General features: G+C 66.2%; 19 protein-coding genes and 1 tRNA gene. 10 read left to right on the top strand and 10 right to left on the bottom strand.

Annotated features, from left to right (window positions below; all coding sequences use genetic code 11):
- Nucleotides 1–38 precede the first annotated feature (38 nt).
- From ilvC to LXM94_RS11230, 3 genes are all read left to right on the top strand, one after another.
- On the top strand, nucleotides 39–1058 hold the full coding sequence (ilvC, locus tag LXM94_RS11240) for a ketol-acid reductoisomerase (protein ID WP_235771367.1): 1020 nt from the start codon (nucleotides 39–41) through the stop codon (nucleotides 1056–1058).
- A complete protein-coding gene (locus LXM94_RS11235) occupies nucleotides 1016–1348 on the top strand; it encodes a hypothetical protein (RefSeq protein WP_235771366.1) in 333 nt (110 codons plus the stop codon). The genes ilvC and LXM94_RS11235 overlap by 43 nt, the downstream gene beginning before the upstream one ends.
- Nucleotides 1349–1443: 95 nt before the next feature.
- Complete coding sequence (locus LXM94_RS11230; RefSeq protein ID WP_235771364.1) at nucleotides 1444–2676, top strand: aminotransferase-like domain-containing protein; 1233 nt, start codon at nucleotides 1444–1446, stop codon at nucleotides 2674–2676.
- Nucleotides 2677–2678: 2 nt separating this feature from the next.
- Here LXM94_RS11230 and LXM94_RS11225 read toward each other — a convergent pair whose 3' ends face one another.
- Nucleotides 2679–4328, bottom strand: a complete 1650-nt coding sequence (locus tag LXM94_RS11225; protein WP_235771362.1) for a M20/M25/M40 family metallo-hydrolase — start codon at nucleotides 4326–4328, stop codon at nucleotides 2679–2681.
- A 243-nt stretch (nucleotides 4329–4571) separates the two neighbouring features.
- On the opposite strand from LXM94_RS11225, the gene LXM94_RS11220 reads away from it, so the two are divergent.
- The 3 genes from LXM94_RS11220 to LXM94_RS11210 are packed head-to-tail and all read left to right on the top strand — an operon-like array spanning nucleotide 4572 to nucleotide 8277.
- On the top strand, nucleotides 4572–5552 hold the full coding sequence (locus LXM94_RS11220; protein ID WP_235771361.1) for an ABC transporter substrate-binding protein: 981 nt from the start codon (nucleotides 4572–4574) through the stop codon (nucleotides 5550–5552).
- Nucleotides 5553–5560: 8 nt separating this feature from the next.
- The gene (locus LXM94_RS11215) at nucleotides 5561–7255 is read left to right on the top strand and encodes an ABC transporter permease (protein ID WP_235771360.1); all 1695 of its coding nucleotides are present in this window, start codon (nucleotides 5561–5563) and stop codon (nucleotides 7253–7255) included.
- On the top strand, nucleotides 7243–8277 hold the full coding sequence (locus LXM94_RS11210) for an ABC transporter ATP-binding protein (RefSeq protein ID WP_235771359.1): 1035 nt from the start codon (nucleotides 7243–7245) through the stop codon (nucleotides 8275–8277). Before LXM94_RS11215 ends, LXM94_RS11210 begins: the two co-directional genes overlap by 13 nt.
- 12 nt (nucleotides 8278–8289) lie before the next feature.
- Here LXM94_RS11210 and LXM94_RS11205 read toward each other — a convergent pair whose 3' ends face one another.
- Complete coding sequence (locus tag LXM94_RS11205) at nucleotides 8290–8670, bottom strand: DUF4189 domain-containing protein (protein ID WP_235771358.1); 381 nt, start codon at nucleotides 8668–8670, stop codon at nucleotides 8290–8292.
- Between the two features lie 32 nt (nucleotides 8671–8702).
- Nucleotides 8703–10316 (bottom strand): hypothetical protein, encoded by a 1614-nt coding sequence (locus LXM94_RS11200; RefSeq protein WP_235771357.1) that lies wholly within the window; start codon nucleotides 10314–10316, stop codon nucleotides 8703–8705.
- A gap of 188 nt (nucleotides 10317–10504) precedes the next feature.
- On the opposite strand from LXM94_RS11200, the gene LXM94_RS11195 reads away from it, so the two are divergent.
- From LXM94_RS11195 to LXM94_RS11180, 4 genes are all read left to right on the top strand, one after another.
- A complete protein-coding gene (locus LXM94_RS11195; RefSeq protein WP_235771356.1) occupies nucleotides 10505–11611 on the top strand; it encodes an endonuclease/exonuclease/phosphatase family protein in 1107 nt (368 codons plus the stop codon).
- Nucleotides 11608–12354: an NUDIX hydrolase gene (locus LXM94_RS11190; protein WP_235771355.1), complete on the top strand. Its 747-nt coding sequence runs from the start codon at nucleotides 11608–11610 to the stop codon at nucleotides 12352–12354. The genes LXM94_RS11195 and LXM94_RS11190 overlap by 4 nt, the downstream gene beginning before the upstream one ends.
- 81 nt (nucleotides 12355–12435) lie before the next feature.
- Nucleotides 12436–13353, top strand: coding sequence for a PhzF family phenazine biosynthesis protein (locus tag LXM94_RS11185; protein ID WP_235771413.1), 918 nt, complete (start codon nucleotides 12436–12438; stop codon nucleotides 13351–13353).
- Nucleotides 13354–13472: 119 nt separating this feature from the next.
- A tRNA-Lys gene (locus LXM94_RS11180) sits at nucleotides 13473–13548 on the top strand.
- A gap of 1055 nt (nucleotides 13549–14603) precedes the next feature.
- Here the strand turns inward: LXM94_RS11180 and LXM94_RS11175 are convergent.
- The 7 genes from LXM94_RS11175 to LXM94_RS11145 all read right to left on the bottom strand — a co-directional run bounded on the left by LXM94_RS11175 (nucleotide 14604) and on the right by LXM94_RS11145 (nucleotide 17539).
- A complete protein-coding gene (locus LXM94_RS11175; protein WP_235771353.1) occupies nucleotides 14604–14804 on the bottom strand; it encodes a hypothetical protein in 201 nt (66 codons plus the stop codon).
- A gap of 91 nt (nucleotides 14805–14895) precedes the next feature.
- Entirely contained in the window at nucleotides 14896–15381 is a 486-nt protein-coding gene (locus tag LXM94_RS11170; RefSeq protein WP_235771351.1) for a hypothetical protein, read from the bottom strand.
- Nucleotides 15382–15566: 185 nt separating this feature from the next.
- On the bottom strand, nucleotides 15567–16004 hold the full coding sequence (locus tag LXM94_RS11165) for a DUF1801 domain-containing protein (protein WP_235771350.1): 438 nt from the start codon (nucleotides 16002–16004) through the stop codon (nucleotides 15567–15569).
- Between the two features lie 12 nt (nucleotides 16005–16016).
- Nucleotides 16017–16508, bottom strand: coding sequence for a DUF1801 domain-containing protein (locus LXM94_RS11160; RefSeq protein WP_408015624.1), 492 nt, complete (start codon nucleotides 16506–16508; stop codon nucleotides 16017–16019).
- A 10-nt stretch (nucleotides 16509–16518) separates the two neighbouring features.
- A complete protein-coding gene (locus LXM94_RS11155; protein ID WP_235771349.1) occupies nucleotides 16519–16740 on the bottom strand; it encodes a hypothetical protein in 222 nt (73 codons plus the stop codon).
- Between the two features lie 68 nt (nucleotides 16741–16808).
- Nucleotides 16809–17219 carry an SRPBCC family protein gene (locus tag LXM94_RS11150; RefSeq protein ID WP_235771348.1) on the bottom strand — a complete coding sequence of 137 codons (411 nt, stop codon included), beginning with the start codon at nucleotides 17217–17219 and terminating at the stop codon, nucleotides 16809–16811.
- Nucleotides 17216–17539: an ArsR/SmtB family transcription factor gene (locus LXM94_RS11145; protein ID WP_235771409.1), complete on the bottom strand. Its 324-nt coding sequence runs from the start codon at nucleotides 17537–17539 to the stop codon at nucleotides 17216–17218. Before LXM94_RS11145 ends, LXM94_RS11150 begins: the two co-directional genes overlap by 4 nt.
- Nucleotides 17540–17585: the final 46 nt, after the last annotated feature.

Below are 17585 nucleotides of genomic sequence, written 5' to 3'. Positions count from 1 at the left end.
GCCGAGGAAACCTGGACAAGCAAGGGAAGGAAACATCAATGCGCGTCTATTACGATCGTGATGCCGATCTCAATCTCATCAAGGCCAAGAATGTCGTCATCGTCGGCTATGGTTCGCAGGGCCGTGCCCATGCGCTGAACCTCAAGGATTCGGGCGCCAAGAACGTGGCGATCGCGCTCAAGGCCGGCTCGCCGACCGTCAAGAAGGCCGAGGCCGACGGCTTCAAGGTCATGACCGTCGCCGAGGCCGCCAAGTGGGCCGACCTGCTGATGATGGCGACGCCGGACGAGCTGCAGGCCGACATCTACAAGGCCGAGATCGCCGGCAACATCCGCGACGGCGCCGCGATCGCCTTTGCGCACGGCCTCAACGTGCATTTCGGTCTCATCGAGCCGAAGGCGTCGGTCGACGTCGTCATGATCGCGCCGAAGGGCCCGGGCCACACGGTGCGCGGCGAATACCAGAAGGGCGGCGGCGTCCCCTGCCTCGTCGCCGTTCACCAGAACGCATCCGGCAACGCACTTGATCTCGCGCTCTCCTACGCCTGCGGCGTCGGCGGCGGCCGGTCCGGCATCATCGAGACCAACTTCAAGGAAGAGTGCGAAACCGACCTCTTCGGCGAGCAGGTCGTTCTCTGCGGCGGTCTCGTCGAACTCATCCGCGCCGGTTTCGAGACGCTGGTCGAAGCCGGCTATGCGCCGGAAATGGCCTATTTCGAGTGCCTGCACGAGGTGAAGCTGATCGTCGACCTGATCTATGAGGGCGGCATCGCCAACATGAACTACTCGATCTCCAACACGGCCGAGTGGGGCGAATACGTCACCGGCCCGCGCATCATCACGGAGGAGACCAAGGCCGAGATGAAGCGCGTCCTGAAGGACATCCAGACCGGCAAGTTCACCTCGGAATGGATGCAGGAATACCGTTCGGGTGCGGCCCGCTTCAAGGGCATCCGCCGGGTCAACGACAGCCACCAGATCGAGGAAGTCGGCGCTAAGCTGCGCGGCATGATGCCGTGGATCGGCAAGAACAAGCTGGTCGACAAGGCCGTCAACTAAGATACTCCCAAGACGAAAATCTGGGCCGGGCGGGCGACCGCCCGGCTCTTTTCTTTGCCGCCCCGCGAGTGTTGCCGCGTCGCATCGCGAAAATTGCTGCATTGCCGCAAACAATAGTGTTGCGCGATGCGCGGTCGCGGAACAGAATCCTCGCCGTCTCGTTTCGCCATCGGGAGGATCGTGCGATGACGGCAATTCTCGAATATTTCGCCTTTATGGACTTTCTCATCCTGTGCGGCATTGTTGCTTTGCTTCTGTGCAGTCTTTACGACAACTACGCCGCCAAGTGATTTCGTTCTCTTTTTGCGTCGAAATTAGGTCAGCATTATTGACATAATTGTGGTTTCGTGATGTGGTCCGGCAAACACTTGCCGAGGAAACATCCATGTTGAACTGGGACCACATATTCGCGACGCGTTCGTCGCGGATGAAGGCGTCGGAAATCCGCGAGCTCCTGAAGCTGCTCGACCGCCCCGACATCATCTCCTTTGCCGGCGGCATTCCCGATCCCGCGCTTTTCCCGGACCAGGATTTCAAGGCGGCCTATGCCGAGATTTTCTCCGGACCGGCCGTCAACGCCGCGCTGCAATATTCGGTGAGCGAGGGCTATGGGCCGCTGCGCAGCTGGCTTGCCGGCGAGATGGCGAAGCTCGGCGTCGCCTGCGCGGCGGAGAACGTCTTCATCGTCTCCGGCTCGCAACAAGGGCTCGATTATCTCGGCAAGCTCTTCCTGTCGCCGAACGACACCGCCCTTGTCACCTGGCCGACCTATCTCGGCGCGCTGCAGGCCTTCAATGCCTATGAGCCCGCCTACGACAAGCTGTCCGTGACCGGCAACCGCACGCCGGAATCCTATCGCCTCGCCGCGGCGGCGAACGGCGGCAAGGTCAAGTTCGCCTATCTCTCCGTCGATTTCGCCAACCCGACGGGCGAGACGATCGACCGGGAAGGGCGCGAAAAGCTGATCGCGCTCGCCGAGGACCTCGACATTCCGATCATCGAGGACGCGGCCTACCAGTCGCTGCGCTACGACGGCGAGGCAATCCCGCCGATCCTCGCGCTGGAGCTTGCGGCAAACGGCGGCGACATCGAGGCTGCGCGCACGATCTACTGCGGCAGCTTTTCAAAGACGCTCGCGCCGGGATTGCGGGTCGGCTACATCGTCGCGAGCAGCAGGGTCATCCGCAAGCTCGTGTTGATGAAGCAGGCGGCGGACCTTCATTCCTCCACGATCAACCAGATGGCGATCGCCCATGTCGCCGAGCGCGGCTTCGACGCGCAGGTCGACAAGATCCGCAAGGCCTACAGCCACCGCCGGGACAGCATGCTGGCGGCGCTCGGCAGGCACATGCCGGAGGGCACGCGCTGGACGAAGCCGGAGGGCGGCATGTTCGTCTGGGTGACGCTGCCGGAGGGCATGGACGGCACCGCGCTGCTCGCAAAATCGATCGAGACGGAGAAGGTCGCCTTCGTGCCGGGCCGGGCCTTCCATGCGGACGGCTCGGGCGCCAACACGCTGCGCCTCAGCTTCTCCTGCGCCGACGCGCCGACCATCGAGGAGGGGATCTCCCGGCTCGGCCGGCTCGTGCGCTCGGAGATGACGGCGGCCGCGGCCTGACGTTATGACGTTTCCTTGAGGCAGGCGCGCGCCGCCTCGAAGACGAGGTCGGGCAACACGCCGAACGTGTAGGGCGTGTGCGCGCGCTCCCATTTCTGGTGATAGTCGCGGCCCCAGGGGCCGATATTGACCACCGGGAAGGCGAGCAGGCCCGGCGGCACGTCGTCGGCGAAGATGCGTGCCGGCGTGTTCGCCTTGAGCGCCGCCGCATCCGAGATCTCCGGCCGGTGGCCAAGATAGCTCATGTCGGAAATGCCGGCGAAGATCTGCTTGAACCTGATCGTCGTGGCATGGCGGGCGGCGACCTCCGCCATGACGCGGGCGAGCGATCGTCGCATGCCTTCGCCCGTCGCCCCGAACCGGTCGATATGCACCAGCGGATAGTGCAGACTGCCGAAACCGACGACGATTGCCGGACCTTCCAGGCCGGCTTCCGTCACGGCCGCATCGACGAGGCGGCGGGTGATTTCGAGTGGGTTGTCGATCTTCGAAAGTTCGGCTTCAAGCGCCGCGAGGCGGTTGGCCGCTTCCGGCCCGCCCCGCGCGGCGACGCGCTGCAGCAGAGCCTCGTAGGTCAGCACCGCCGCCTGCACGTCGACCTGCGGCGTGCCGGTCGCGACGGAGCGGTTCTCCGCCTGCCGGTGAAGCGCCGCGGCGGCTGCCGCTGCGACGATCGCCCGGAAGTCGTCGAGCAGCGTCGTCGGGCTGCGCCGGTGGGTCAGCCAGTTGAAGGCGAGCCAGACGCGGTCCGGCGTCGTCACGTCATAGGTATCGCGCAGATCCTTCATTTCGAGGCAGACCGGGGCCGGCGACGTCTCGCCGTGCGCTTCGTCACGCAGGTGCGGGTCGGTATCGATCGCCCGCAGGATCTCGGCCGCGATGCGATGGGCGCTGATGCCGTCGAAGGGATAGCCCGCGTGGGTCGCCCGGCCGACGACGAAGGCGAAGGGCAGGAACTTGCCGACGGAGCCGAGATAGACCGCGCGTCCCTCCTCGCCGTCCTTCTCGCAGCTCGACGCATCGAGGTTGATGCCGCCGATGATGTCGAGGCCGAAGCGATCGGCGACGTCGGGAAGGACGCTCCGCAGGCTGCGCATGCCCCTCGAAAGCGCCTCCTCATCGGGCGTCGCGACGAGGAGAAGGTTGCCGTAGGCGTCATCGCATGCCGCAAACCGTTCGAGCGCGACGATGCCGGCGGCGATACCGCTCTTCATGTCGAGCAGCCCGCGGCCCGGCAGGAAATCGCCGCTTTCGAGGTCCGCGAGCGCCCTGTCTTCCGCGGCGTTGCGCACACGGCCGCGCAGTTCGGCAAGGAGGGCGGGAAGCAGCGCATCCGGCTCCGTCGCAAGGGAGGCAAGCGTGCCGTAGTTGGCGATGGACACGGTGTCGAAGTGGCCGGCGAGCACGATCGTCCGCCGGCCGCTGCCGCGCACGAGCGCGACGACATTCTTCGTCGCCGGTTCGCCGTGGCTGTCGAAAGCCAGCAGGTGATCGGGATTGGCGCGGAAACAGGGGAGATCCGCGAGAAGCGACCGCAGCCGCTCGCCGAAGGCCGCCTCGCCGGCGCTGCCGGTCACGCTCTGCCAGCGGGTCATGGCAAGGGTCAGGTCCCGGGCGCGGGCGGCCCGATCGGCGGTGGGCGCGGATGTCATGCAATGCTCCTTGGCGCGGTTCGGCCGGTTCTTGCCGGACGACGTGACGCTAGCCAAGTCGGATTGCAGGTGAAATGGATTTATTCCGGAAAATGGGCCGGCATTTCTGGCCGCTCCGTCAGCCGGATTGTCAAAACCGTCAGGTCCTGCTTCCGCCGCCGGGTTCGCCGTGGCCGGAAACTGTCACATGCCTGTCAAGCGGCAGGACTATGGATCGCCCCATTTTCAACGAGGGACGATCCGATGAAGAAGCTTCTCACCGCCTTCACCGCGCTTGCCGCCGCGGGCCTGTTCGCGCTTTCGGCCAATGCCGCCGACCTGGTGCTCTACACGAGCCAACCGAACGAGGACGCGCAGGCGACCGTCGACGCCTTCAAGGCCGCCAATCCGGGCGTCGAGGTCGAGTGGGTGCGCGATGGCACGACGAAGCTGATGGCGAAGCTGCAGGCCGAGATCGCCGCCGGCAATCCGGTTGCCGACGTGCTGCTGATCGCCGATACCGTGACGCTGCAGCGCATGAAGGAGGCCGGCCAGCTCCTCGCCTACAAGTCGCCGGAAGCCGCGAATTTCGACGCGTCGCTCTATGATGCCGACGGTGCCTACCACTCCACCAAGCTCATCACGACGGGCATCGTCTACAACACGTCGGCCGGCATGAAGCCGGCGAGCTGGAAGGACCTCGTTGCGCCCGAGGCCAAGGGCCTCGTGATGATGCCGAGCCCGCTCACCTCCGGCGCCGCCCTCATCCACGCGCAGGTACTGACCGGCCTCGACGGTTTCGGCTGGGACTACTACAAGGCGCTGCAGGCAAACGGCGCTGCCGCGTCGGGCGGCAATGGCGGTGTCCTGAAGGCGGTCGCGACCGGCGAGAAGGCCTACGGCATGATCGTCGACTTCATGGCGATCCGCGAGAAGGCGAAGGGCGCACCGGTCGAGTTCGTCTTCCCGACGGAAGGCGTGTCGGCCGTCACCGAGCCGGTCGCGATCCTGTCCGGCGCAAAGAATGCCGAGAACGCCAGGAAATTCGTCGACTTCCTGTTGTCCGAAGAGGGCCAGAAAGTATCGCTCGCCATGGGCTATATCCCGGCCCGCAACGGCATCGCCATGCCCGAAGGCTATCCGGCGCGCGACGCGATCAACGTCCTGCCGCTCGACGCCGCCGCGGCGGTGAAAAACACCGAAGCCGACATCAGGTCCTTCTCGGACATCTTCGGCACCAACTGACGCGTCCGATGCCGCGCCTGCCGCAAGCGAACAGCCAGCCCCGCTGGCTGTTTCCGTCTGTCCTCGTCGTCGTCTTCCTGCTGAGCGCGCTGCCGCTCGGCAGGCTTCTGCTCGCCGGACTGAAAGCGTCGCTGGAGGCGGGCGGCCTGCCGCCGGTGCTTGCGGAACGCGGAACCTGGAACGCGGTGCGCAACACGCTGAGCACCGCGCTCCTCGGCATGGTGGTCTCGATGCTCATCGGCGCCACCTTCGCCTTTGCGACGAGCCTCACCGACATCGGCCGCAAGCGGTTGCTGAGCTTCCTGTTCATGCTGCCGATGATGATCCCGCCGCAGATCACCGCGCTTGCCTGGGTGGAGATGTCGGGTCCGGCGAGCCCGCTGCTGAAGACGCTCAGGCTGGCGCCGCCGCTCGGCAGCCCGCAGCCGCTCTATTCCATCGGCGGCATCGCGCTGCTCTTCGGCGTGCAGCATGCGCCGCTGGTCTTCCTGGCGCTGCGCGCCGGCCTCGCCTCGGTGCCGCGTGATTTGGTGGAGGCCTCGAGGCTTTCAGGCGCCACGCCCTTCCGCACCTTTCTCGACATCGTGCTGCCGCTCGCCATGCCCGGTGTCATCGCCGGCGCGGCGATCGCCTTCGTCTCGGGCGTCGGCAATTTCGGCATTCCGGCGATCCTCGGCATTCCGGCCTCGATCTTCACGCTGCCGACGCTCGTCTACAGCCGGCTTGCAAGCTTCGGAGCGCAGACCTTTGCCGATCTGGCCGTCCTGTCCATGCTGATCGGCCTGATCTCGGTCGCCGGCATCGTCGTGCAGCAGCGCGCCATGCGGGGGAGGGACTATCGCATGTCCGGGCTTTCCGGCGGGCAGGCACCCTTTCCGCTCGGCCGGATCCGGTTCGTCGTCGAGGGCCTGCTCTGGCTCGTCCTCCTCGCCATTCTGGTCGCGCCGCTGCTCGCGCTCGTGGCGAGTTCGCTGGTGCCGGCCTACGGCGTGGCGCTGACGCCGGACACGGTGTCGTTCGGCGCCTATGCAGACATCCTCTTCCGGCAGGCGGTAACACGCTCGGCGCTCGCGAACTCGCTCGTCCTTGCAGCCGTGAGCGCCGGCCTGCTGCTCGTGTTCGCATCGGCGGCCGCCTATCTGATGACGCGGCAGGGCGCCTGGGCGACGGTGGTGATTGCGACGCTGATCGAGATTCCCTATGCGCTGCCGGGCATCGTGCTCGCCGTCTGCTTCATCCTGCTCCTTGCCGCGCCCCTGCCGATCCTCGGCATCTCGCTCTACGGCACGCTGGGGATCATCCTGATCGCCTACCTGTCGAGCTTCTTCGCGCTTAGCCTGAAGCCGATGGAGAGTGCCTTCCGCCAGCTCGATCCGGCGCTGGAGGAAGCGGCACGGCTGTCCGGTGCCGGTTTCTGGCGCCGCCTGCGGGAGGTGTTGCTGCCCGCCGTCGCACCGGCCGCGGGGGCCGCCTTCGTGCTCGTTTTCCTGACGGCCTGCAACGAGCTGACCGTCTCCGCGCTGCTCTGGTCGGCCGGCACCCAGACGCTCGGGGTCGCGATCTTCAACCTCGACGACAGCGGCAGCTCGGACCTTGCCGCAGCGCTTTCCGTGCTGGTGGTGCTGATGGTCGTCTTCCTGATGGCGATGCTCGAGGCGCTGTCGCGTTACATGCCGCGGGGGGCGCTGCCGTGGCGAAGCTGACCCTCGACAGGTTGACGAAGGTCTTTCCCGGCACCGCGCGGCCGGCGGTCGACGCCGTTTCCCTGACGGTGCGCGACGGTGGATTCCTGGCGCTTCTCGGCCCCTCCGGCTGCGGCAAGACGACGATCCTGCGCATGATCGCCGGCTTCGAGCAGCCGACGGACGGCGCGATCACGCTCGGCGACCGGCTCATCTCCACCGCGTCCGGTGTCCTGCCGCCGGAAGAGCGCAACATGGCGATGGTGTTCCAGTCCTATGCGCTCTGGCCGCACATGACCGTTGCCGGGAATGTCGGCTATCCGCTGCGCCTGCGTGGCATGAGGGGTGCCTCCCTGCGCGGCAGGATCATGGACGCGCTCGACGTCGTGCGGCTCGCCGATTTCGCCGAGCGCCGGCCGGCCGAACTTTCGGGCGGCCAGCGCCAGCGCGTGGCGCTCGCGCGCTGCCTGGTCGCATCGCCCGGCGTCGTGCTGCTCGACGAGCCGCTTGCCAACCTCGACCGGCACCTGCGTGCCGCGATGGAGGAGACATTCCGGGATTTCCACAGGCAGTCGGGCGCCACCATGGTCTATGTCACGCATGACCAGAGCGAGGCCATGGCGCTTGCCACGGATGTGGCGGTGCTGTCAGCGGGCCGGCTCGAGCAGATGGCGCCGCCGGAGGAAATCTACCAGCGGCCGGAAGGAACCGTGGTCGGAGCGCTGGTGGGGCAGGGGCGCATCCTGTCGCTCCGCCTGCCGGACGGCGGCGGGCGATCGCTCCTTTGGCCGGAAATCGCGGCGGCGCTGCAGCACGGTGCCCGCAGCGCCGCGCGGCCGGTCCTGGTCCGCCCCGAATCCGTGCGCTTCGACGCCGCCGGCATGCCGGCCTCGGTGACGGCCTGCGTCTTTACCGGCGAGCGGTTCGTCGTCGACCTCGCCTTGTGCGACGGGCAGCCGCTCCGGGCCTTCTCCGCGCTGCGCCTGGCAATCGGCGCCCGCGCGCCGGTCGTCGTCGACCAGGCCTGGCTGCTCACGCCCTGAGCGGATGTCCGCCTAGTCCATGCCCGTGCAGAGCCACTTCAGGATGCGGCACTGTTTGGAATGCGGCACGCAGGCATCGATCGCCTTGGCCTGCGCCTCGGCCGTGTTGCGTCCCCAGTCGGCGCCCCAGCCGTTCGGGCCGGTCGCGAGCGCGCCGCAGGCATTCTTGAACCAGGCCGCCGTGCGGCAGTCGCTCGCATGCCGGGCACAGCTGACGCGCGCGGCCTCCTCCGCCTCGGATTGTGTCGCGAAGGCCTCGGACCAGCCATGCGCGCCGGTCTGGGGCGAATAGGCGATGGCGCCGAACTTGTCCTGGGCGACGGCGGCCGGCGCCAGGCTGAGAAAGACCGCCGCAGCAAACGCGGCGTGACGAAAACCGATAGTCCCCAACATCCCTTCCTGTCCCTTGTTGCTCTCCCGTGCTCTTACGGCGTCACGATGTCGAAGGCTTCGCCGTGCGAATTGTAGGTGACGCGCCCGCCTTTCCAGCCGTCCGCCGCCTCGAGGCGGATTTCCAGCGTCACCTTGCCGTCGGGCGAAGGCAGCATGAAGCCGCCGTCCGGCATCGGCAACTGGCCGACCGAGAAGGTGTAGCGCGACACAGCCATGTCGTCCGTGCGCACGCCGAGCCGCTCGTAGGTCTGCCGCGTCAGTTCTCCGAGCGCCACGGCCTTGAAGAAGGCGAGGTCGTCGAGCGAGAAGAGCTGGTCTTCCTGCAACTGGCTGGACCAGGGCATCAGCGGGGTCGACCGGGTGATCTCGAAACCGTCGACGCTGTAGCTCGCGAGCTTTCCGGGTTGAGCCTGGTCCTCGGCGCGGACGTCGGCCCTGTCCTTATGGACGGTGATCTCGGCGAAGCGTGTCTTTGACCCGAGTTCGCTGCGCAGCCGGTCGATCAGGCTTTCGAGCGACGTGGGCGTCAGGAAATCCTGCTGTTTCTGCCGGTAGCGCGGCAGATTGATCGTACGCACGGAGCCTGTGGGCGATACCTCCACCGTTCCGGTGCCGGCAAACAGGGCGTCCTTCACGCCCACGTCGATGAGGCTGACGACCCACCGCAGCTCCGGCCCGTTCGCTGCGTTGGAAAACCGCTTGAGCGCCATGTAGTTGATGCGCGCCTGCGGGTAGTCCCAGGCCGTCAGCGCCGCCTGCCGAACCGCCGCGAGCTTCGAAAGGTCGACGTCGACGAGGGAGAAGCGCTCCGCGTCGCTGGTGCCGGGAAAGAGCGGAAAAAGGACCGGGTCGCCGGTGACGCCGGAGATCGTCCAGCCGTAGGTCTGCACCTGGTCGGGCAGGGTGGCGTGGTCCACCTTGAGGCTCAGCGATTTCGGGCTGATGCTGAACTCCCGGAGGCGCGGCGCCGGGCCGATGACGGCCGCGAGGTCGGCGAGCGCCTCCTCCTTCGGCCAGTCGTCGTCCATCACCATGTCCATGAGGCGGGCACGGTTGGTGTTCGAGAGGTCGGCGCTCACGATGTTGCCGGCGGCGTCCGTGCGCACCGTCGCGCTCTCCCGGTCGGTGGTGATGTAGATCGCCCAGCGGACGTCGCCGTATTCCGGCTGCGGCAGGATGCTGATCTGCTTGCCGATCTCGATCGACTGCACCGTCGGCTGGCCCTCAAGGCGGGCATAGGCCTTCGCCTTCGCGGCGATCTGCGAGACCTGGCCGAGCGCGAGATCGGCCAGCGGGAAGAGGCCGGCGGCTTCGTTTGCGACGAGGCCCTGCGAGCGGAAGGCGCGGGGGCCGGCGGTGACCTCGAAATCCAGGAAGAAGCGCCGAACATTGCCGATCGTCCACTCGTCGAGATCGCCGGGCCGCGTCTGGCCCGAAACGCGCAGAGCGATTTCGTCGTCGGTGATCCGGATCGAGTGGACGAGAGGCTGCCGCCCCATCTCGTCGACGAGCGTCGCGACAGCGCGTGCGGCATTGCCCGGCGCGTCGATATAGGAGTCGGCCGCCTGCGCCGCCGCGCCCGACAGCAGGAAGGCGATGCAGATCAGCACAAATGTGAAACCGCCACCCGACCGGCCGCACGTCATGAGTCTCTCCCCGCTGCCAACGCATTGCCGGAGCCCTGTCATGATGATTGTCTCGTGACGGTCCGGCAAGCGCGTTTATTCGCCCGGATCGCTCCGCCCGATTCATTCCGGCCGGTGACGAAAGCGTCTTTCCAATCGGCAGCCAGCGGATAAACTCCGCGCAGCCGCATCCCGGAATTCCGCTGCCCATGACGCTCCGCATCGCCACCTTCAACGTGGAAAACCTGCTCACCCGCTTCGACTTCACCGGCTTTCGCAACCAGGTGCGGCAGGACCGGGTGCTGAGGCTCTTCGACATCCGCAACGAGGCGGAATACCAGCGGCTCGAGGAGGCGCGCACGATCGCGCTGACCGACGATGCGCGGCAGCATTCGGCGCTGGCGATCGCCGATGCGGATGCCGATATCCTCTGCCTGCAGGAGGTCGACAACCTCGAATCGCTGCGCGCCTTCGAATACGGCTATCTCTTCAAGATGGTCGGCAGCGGTTACCGCCAGCACTACCTGATCGAGGGCAACGACACGCGCGGCATCGACGTCGCCGTGCTGATGCGCGAGGAGACACGCGACGGCCAGAAGATCGAATGCGTCGACGTGCGCAGCCACGCGGGCATCACCTACCGCGACTTCGGCCTCTTTACGTCGGACCTTGCGCCGTCGCTGAACCAGGACGACCGCATCTTCAAGCGCGACTGCCTGGAACTCGACCTGAGGATCGGCAACCGGCCCGTCACGCTCTATGTCGTGCATTTCAAATCGATGGGGCCGGGTCGCGACGACCTCGACGGGCGCGCCGCGACGATGCCGATCCGCGTCGCCGAGGCCAAGGCGGTCCGGCGCATCATCGAGAACCGCTTCGGAGCGGGACACACGGCAAACAAGAGCTTCGTCATCTGCGGCGATTTCAACGACTACCAGGAGAAGCTCGTCGTGGAGGGCGACCGGCGCAACGGGTATCGGTTCCGCGCGGTCGACGAGGCGGCAAGCGCGCTCGATGTCCTGAGCCAGGACGGCTTCGTCGAGAACGCCGTGCTGCGCCGGCCGGTCGACGATCGCTGGACGCTCTTCCACAGCCGCGGACCGGAAGAGCGCCACCTCTGCCAGCTCGACTATATCTGGCTGTCGCCGGCGCTGGCGGCGCGCAATGCGACGGCGATGCCGGAGATCGTGCGCGGCGGCCAGCCGTTCCGCACGCCATTCCCGCCCGGCCAGGAGGTGGAGCGCTATCCGAGGATCGGCTGGGACCGGCCGAAGGCATCGGACCATTGTCCCGTCGTCATGAGCCTCGACATATGATCGATGCACCGGCCGACGATCCTTTCGCCGGCTGGCCGGCGGAGGGGCAGGTCTTTCCGCTCGCCGGGCTGGCGATCCGGCTGGCTGCCGGGCCTCATCCCTTTCACGCCGCCGAGCATGTGGCGGCGGCGGCGAACTGGCAGGCGGAGATCGCCGCCAATCCGGCTCTCTTCAACGGCGACATGCTGCTGATCGATGCGCCGGTTCTCGCGGCCGGCGTGCTTGCCGCGAACGCCCATGTGACGCCCTATGCCACCTTTCTGCTCTGGCGCCGGCGCCAACCCGATTGCAAGGGCTTCCATCTCTTCGGCCTTCCGCTCGTCGTTTCGTCCGACGGGGCTTTGATCGCGGTGCGGATGTCCCGCCATACGGCCAATCCCGGCAAGGTCTACTGTGCCGCCGGCTCGCTTGAGCCGAACGACGTCGCCGACGGCCGGGTTGACCTCTTCGCCAACATGGCGCGGGAGGTGCACGAGGAGATCGGGCTCGTGCTCGCGGATGCCCGGGCCGACGCGACGGTTCATGCCGTGCGCGTCGACCGCGCCGTCACGGTGCTGCGCGTCTATCGTTTCGGCTCGACGGCGGACGAACTGCTCGCGGGCATCGCCACACATATCCTGCATGCCGAGGAGCAGGAGATCGACCAGGCTCTGGCGATCCGCGACGCCCGCCCGGACGCCTTTGCCTATCCCGCCTTCATGCCGCCGGTCCTTGCCTGGTTCTTCGATCGTGAGAAACGCTGATTACGGCTTGCCGCGGCCGTCCCGGCCATGCGACGGTCCGATCGTTGCTGCAGCAGGCAGAGGGAAACGGGAGTGAGTGCCGTGTCGCATCCCTATGCGATCTATGACGTCTTTAGCGAACGCAAGCTCGCGGGCAATCCGCTCGCCGTCGTCTTCGAGGCCGATGCGCTGACGGACGCGGCGATGCAGGCAATTGCCGGGGAGTTCAACCTGTCGGAAACGGTTTTCGTGTCCTCTGCCGGGAACGGCGCCCATGCCGCGCGGCTGCGGATCTTCACGCCGGCGCGCGAGCTGCCTTTCGCGGGACACCCGACCGTCGGTGCTGCCGTGGCGATCGCCGAGCGGCTGCACGGCGACCGGGCGCGCCCGCTCGATCTCGTCAGTGTCCTGGAGGAGAAGGTCGGGCCGGTCCGCTGCGCCGTTCGCCTTGCCGCGGAGGGCGCTTCCTTCGCCGAGTTCGACCTGCCGCGAAAGTCCACCCGGCTCGACGCGACGCTCGACCGGCAGGCGCTGGCCGACGCTTTCGGGCTGAAGTCGACGCAGATCGGCTTTGAGAATCATGTGCCGTCGCTCTGGAGCGCCGGCGTGCCCTTCGTCCTGGTGCCGGTGCATGATCTGGCGGCGGCGGCCGCCGTGGATTTCGACCCGATGCTGTGGGAGCGCTGCGCGCCCTTCGCGGACGGCCGGCTTGCCGCCGCCTACATCTACTGCCGCGGCGGCGTCAACCACGTCGCGCGGTTTCACGCCCGCATGTTCGCGCCGGAAATGGGGATCGTCGAGGATCCGGCGACAGGCTCGGCCGTGGCGGCGCTATCCGGTGCGATCGGCTTCTTCGACGGGCCCGTCGACGGCCACCACCCGTTCCTGATCGAGCAGGGAGTCGAGATGGGGCGCCCCTCGTTCCTGCACCTGCATCTCGACGTGGCAGGCGGGCAGATCGCCACGGCGCGCATCGGCGGCCAGGCGGTGCGGATCGCGCGCGGCACCCTCGATCTCTGAGGCCGCGGCGCGCGATCGCCGCCTTGCCGTCGCGTTAACCGAAGAAAATTTGCTGCAATGGGTAGACAAGCTGCGGCAAGGCCATTATACGCCCCTCCAGACCGCCGGAGCGGTTGTGTGGGTGATTAGCTCAGTTGGTAGAGCAGCTGACTCTTAATCAGCGGGTCCACGGTTCGAGCCCGTGATCACCCACCATTAATCCGCTGATTTTCCAAAATTTTCCTTTAACGCCAATGACGTTGCAGATCGTTTGTCGCGATCTACAGACCGTGCGCGGCTGGCGCGGCCGTCTTGGTCAAGCCGGTTTGGACATCGATGTCCGGTGCGTCTCGAGGAGGGCGTTCGCGCGTACGACGAGGTTTCGCATGACGGCGGTTATGGCAGGTTGGGGCAGTCTGCCGCTTGTGCCGTGTTGACCCTGTTCGGTCTGGAGGCGGGCTGCGACGAGGGCGGGCATCCGGAGCGCCTGCCGCAGGTCGGCGCCCCCGCCCGTACGCCCGCGCATCCTGCTTGCCGGGGACGACGTGCCGACGCGGATGAATACGGCGAAGACGCTGCCGGACCCCTGCGGCCGAGATTGCGGCCGGTGCCCCGTTCGTGACGACGCCGTGCGACATGCGCTACCCCGCCCGTGCCCTCGACGGTTCGAAACCGTCGACAGGAGGGCGATGGAGGGGCGGGACATCCGGCAGCCCGTTCGGGTTCGCGGCGACGCCAAAGGTGTTGATGAATCAGCGTCACTCGGATAAGGGAGGGACGCACGAAGAATGTCCACGTAGCTCAGCAGGATAGAGCACAGGATTCCTAAAGAAAATTGGGGGCTGCAGCGGGAAACTCTGCAGTCGATCTGCTCAAAGTCGGGGAAAGCTCTGCCGCACGCGGCTGCCGATCCCGAGCCAAGCGCCGGAGAAATCCGGCGAAGGTGTAGAGACTGGACGGGCAGCGCCTAAAGACTTCGGTCCAGGGTGAAGGGACAGTCCAGACCACGAACGTCCTCGGGCGGCGGCGAAAGCCGAAGTGGTATGAATCCTGGGGTCGGAGGTTCGAATCCTCTCGTGGACACCACTTCGTTTTTATCTATCTGATTTTAATTCGTTTTCCGGATTGGCGGTGCTGCGGCATTCGAGGCAGAAGCCAATCTGCTGGGCGGCCGTTCGCGCTGCGTGTGGGGCGTTGATGCGTTTCGCGGCCGCGCACGATCGCGCGGCCCGACGGGCGGCATGATCCCGGGTCAGCGCATGCGGGCCGGATTATTCGCTGGCTTCCTCGGCCTTCCGGTCGAGAATGAGGTCCTCGTCGGCCTCGGCCGTTTCCGTTTCGGATTTCGAGATGCTGGCCGTGGTCGTCTCCGTATCGACGGCGGCATTGACCTTGGAGTGATAGCTGCATTCGGCATAGGCCGCGGACGCAGCAAAGCCGATCGCGGATGCGAGAACGAGAACTGTCTTCATCGTCTGTTTCCTTGGCTGATGGTGCGACCGAGAGGCTAACCGGCACGGGCGCCGGCGCCAAATCACATGTTCGTTTGTCCTTGGCCTGGACTCAGGCGGGCAGGGGATGGAAGCGCTTCAGCGCCTGCTGGCCTACAATGACGAAAAACAGGAGCACGATCGCCTGGGCGATGGCGAAGGGCGGCTCGTTGCCGTTCGGCGCCAGCGCGTTCAGCGCATCGATCTTCAGGAAGGACTGCACCACCAGGACGAAAGTGTTGAAGTAGAGCGACACGGTGGAACAGAGGATGAAGACGGCGCGCCAGCGCCCGGCGAGCCTATAGCGATAGAGCGCCACCAGTGCGCCGATCAGGAACAGGCCGGTGATGATGCCGACGCCGATCGCCGGCGTGAAGACGCTGAAGGGAAACAGGAAACCCGTGACGACGGTCGCGACCGTCGTGAACAGGAAGGTCGCCGTCCAGCCGGACATGCGGTCCGAATGCAGCCAGCCGTAGAGCACGACGAAGCCGCTGACGATGCCGACGAGGCTGAGCACGACGTGAAAAAGCGTGAAGGGCGTCATACCGAAGATCATGGCCGGAAGTCTCCGCTAAGGTGATACCGGTCGCAATAGACCCCGAAACTTGTGTTTTGTAAATTTACTGTTTTTCGGAAAGTATTCCGTTTCGGCTTATTCTTGGCGTTTGTCAGGGGGAATGCCGGCGTCGCGAGCGGATATCGGTCGGTCTCCGGCGATGCGCCGTCGCTGAGCGGCCTGGCTCACGTGCCCCGCGAGGGCTTTCGCGGCCCGGCCGATGCGTTCAGTGCCGCAGCGGCGCGGACAAGCGCCTTCAGCGCTTCCTCGTCGATTTCATCACCCTCGTGGAAGTCGATGGCGCGCCGGGTGTTGCCCTCGAGGCTGGCATTGAACAGGCCCGCCGGGTCCTCCAGCGACGCGCCCCTGGCAAACGTCATCTTCACGGCGGACCTGTAGGTCTCTCCGGTGCAGATGATGCCGCCATGCGACCAGACCGGCACTCCGCGCCACTTCCATTCCTCGGTGACGTCGGGCACGGCCTGCCGGATCAGGGTCCGGAGACGGGCAAGCGTTTCGCCCCGCCAGCCGGCGAGCTCCCTGATTTTCACGTCGATCAGCCGGGAGGCGGACTGTTCGTCGGTCGAACCGCTTGTCGTCATGGCGGATGTCCCTTTCATCATGGTGCAGGTCGTCTACATCTTTTCGCCGGGCAGCCGGCTCGCCTGGTTCACCCAGTCGGTGAACTGTGCTTCGTCGAACGGGGCATTTTCGTAGACGTCGAGGTAGCGGACGTCCTTCTGCCGGGACGGGCCTGGCGGCGGCGGGTCGAGCGACGCGCCCCGGAAGAAGGCCACCTTCACGTATTTCGTCATGCAGTGAAAGCTGAGGAACCAGCCGTCTCCCTCCTTGCCGTAGAAGGGCGAGTTCCACTTGACGGCCTTCTGCACGTCGGGAACCACCCTCACGACGAGCGTGTCGATGCGGCGCCCGACCGCGCTTTTCCAACCGGGCATCGCCGCGAGATAGGCCTGCACCGGGGCGTCGCCGTAGCCCTTCGCGATCTGCGGATTGCCGCCGGAAAGCAGGACCACGCCGCCGGGCATCGCGGGTTCCTTCGACGCCTTGCGGTCGGCCGGGCTCTTCGTTGCGCCTTTCCGGGGCTTTGCGCCCGTCCCGTCGGTCATCCCGGCCCTCCTATCCGCGGGCGGCACGGCCGCTTCGCCATCTGACCGCATAGGGCAGTGCGAACAGATAGAGACCGGTGACGAGCAGCAGGATCAGCGGAAGCAGCGCCAGCAGCCCCACCCAGAGGGCGGACTGTTCCTGTCCCATGGCGACGAGATTGGCGACGACCGCCAGCGTGAAGCCCATCGAGAGCCAGCGATGAAACCGGCGGATCCCTATGTTCCAGTTCATGAAAACCTCCTCCAAATACAAACGTCGCGGGCCGGTGATCGATCGGCGGCTTCCGCGCGTGGCAGCGGTCAGTCCATCCGTGCCAGCACCTGATCGAGATTTGCGAGGAACGTCGGCCAGCCGCTCCGGGCGCCCTGGTAGTAGCGCGGCTGATCCGGCCGGAAGCCCGTCTGCTCCATCCGCAGGCTGGTGCCGTTGCCGGTCGGGGTGAGCGTCCAGGTGACGACGCCGCTGAGGCGGCTGTCGCCCCAGCTATAGGCCAGCGTCCTGTCCGGTTCGACCGTCAGGACCTGGCAGTCGACCGAACCCCAGTCGGCGCGAAAGCTGAAACGGTGATCGACGACGGGCATGAAGTCGGTCTTCATCAGCCATTCGGCGATCAGGTGCGGCTGCGTCAGCGCGCGCCAGATCTTCTCCGGCGGAAACGGAATTTCGCGCTCGATGACGACGGAAAGCGTTTCGGCGGCGGTGGCGGTCATTGGTCCATCCTTTTCAGCAGATCCTCGAGGTCGTCGAAGCGGTTTTGCCAGAATCCGGTCATTTCGCTCGTCCAGTCGACCAGCGGCGAGAGCGCGGCGAGGCGGGCGCTGTAGTGCGTCTGGCGGCCTTCGTGCCGGTCGTTCACCAGTCCCGCCTGTTTGAGGAGCTTGAGGTGCTTCGAGACGACGGGTTGCGACACGCCGGCCCGGGCGGTCAGGGCGCCGACGGTCTTTTCTCCTTCGCGGCACAGGCGTTCGAACAGGGCGCGGCGCGTCGGATCGGCAAGCGTTCTGAAAAGCACGTCCTGACCGTCCGACATGTCCATTGATACCTCGTTGGCTATGAATTTATATATAGCCGGTGAG

The organism is Rhizobium alarense, assembly GCF_021555155.1.
Taxonomy (GTDB): Bacteria; Pseudomonadota; Alphaproteobacteria; order Rhizobiales; family Rhizobiaceae; genus Rhizobium_D; species Rhizobium_D alarense.
This window is presented reverse-complemented; position numbering and strand designations above follow the sequence as displayed.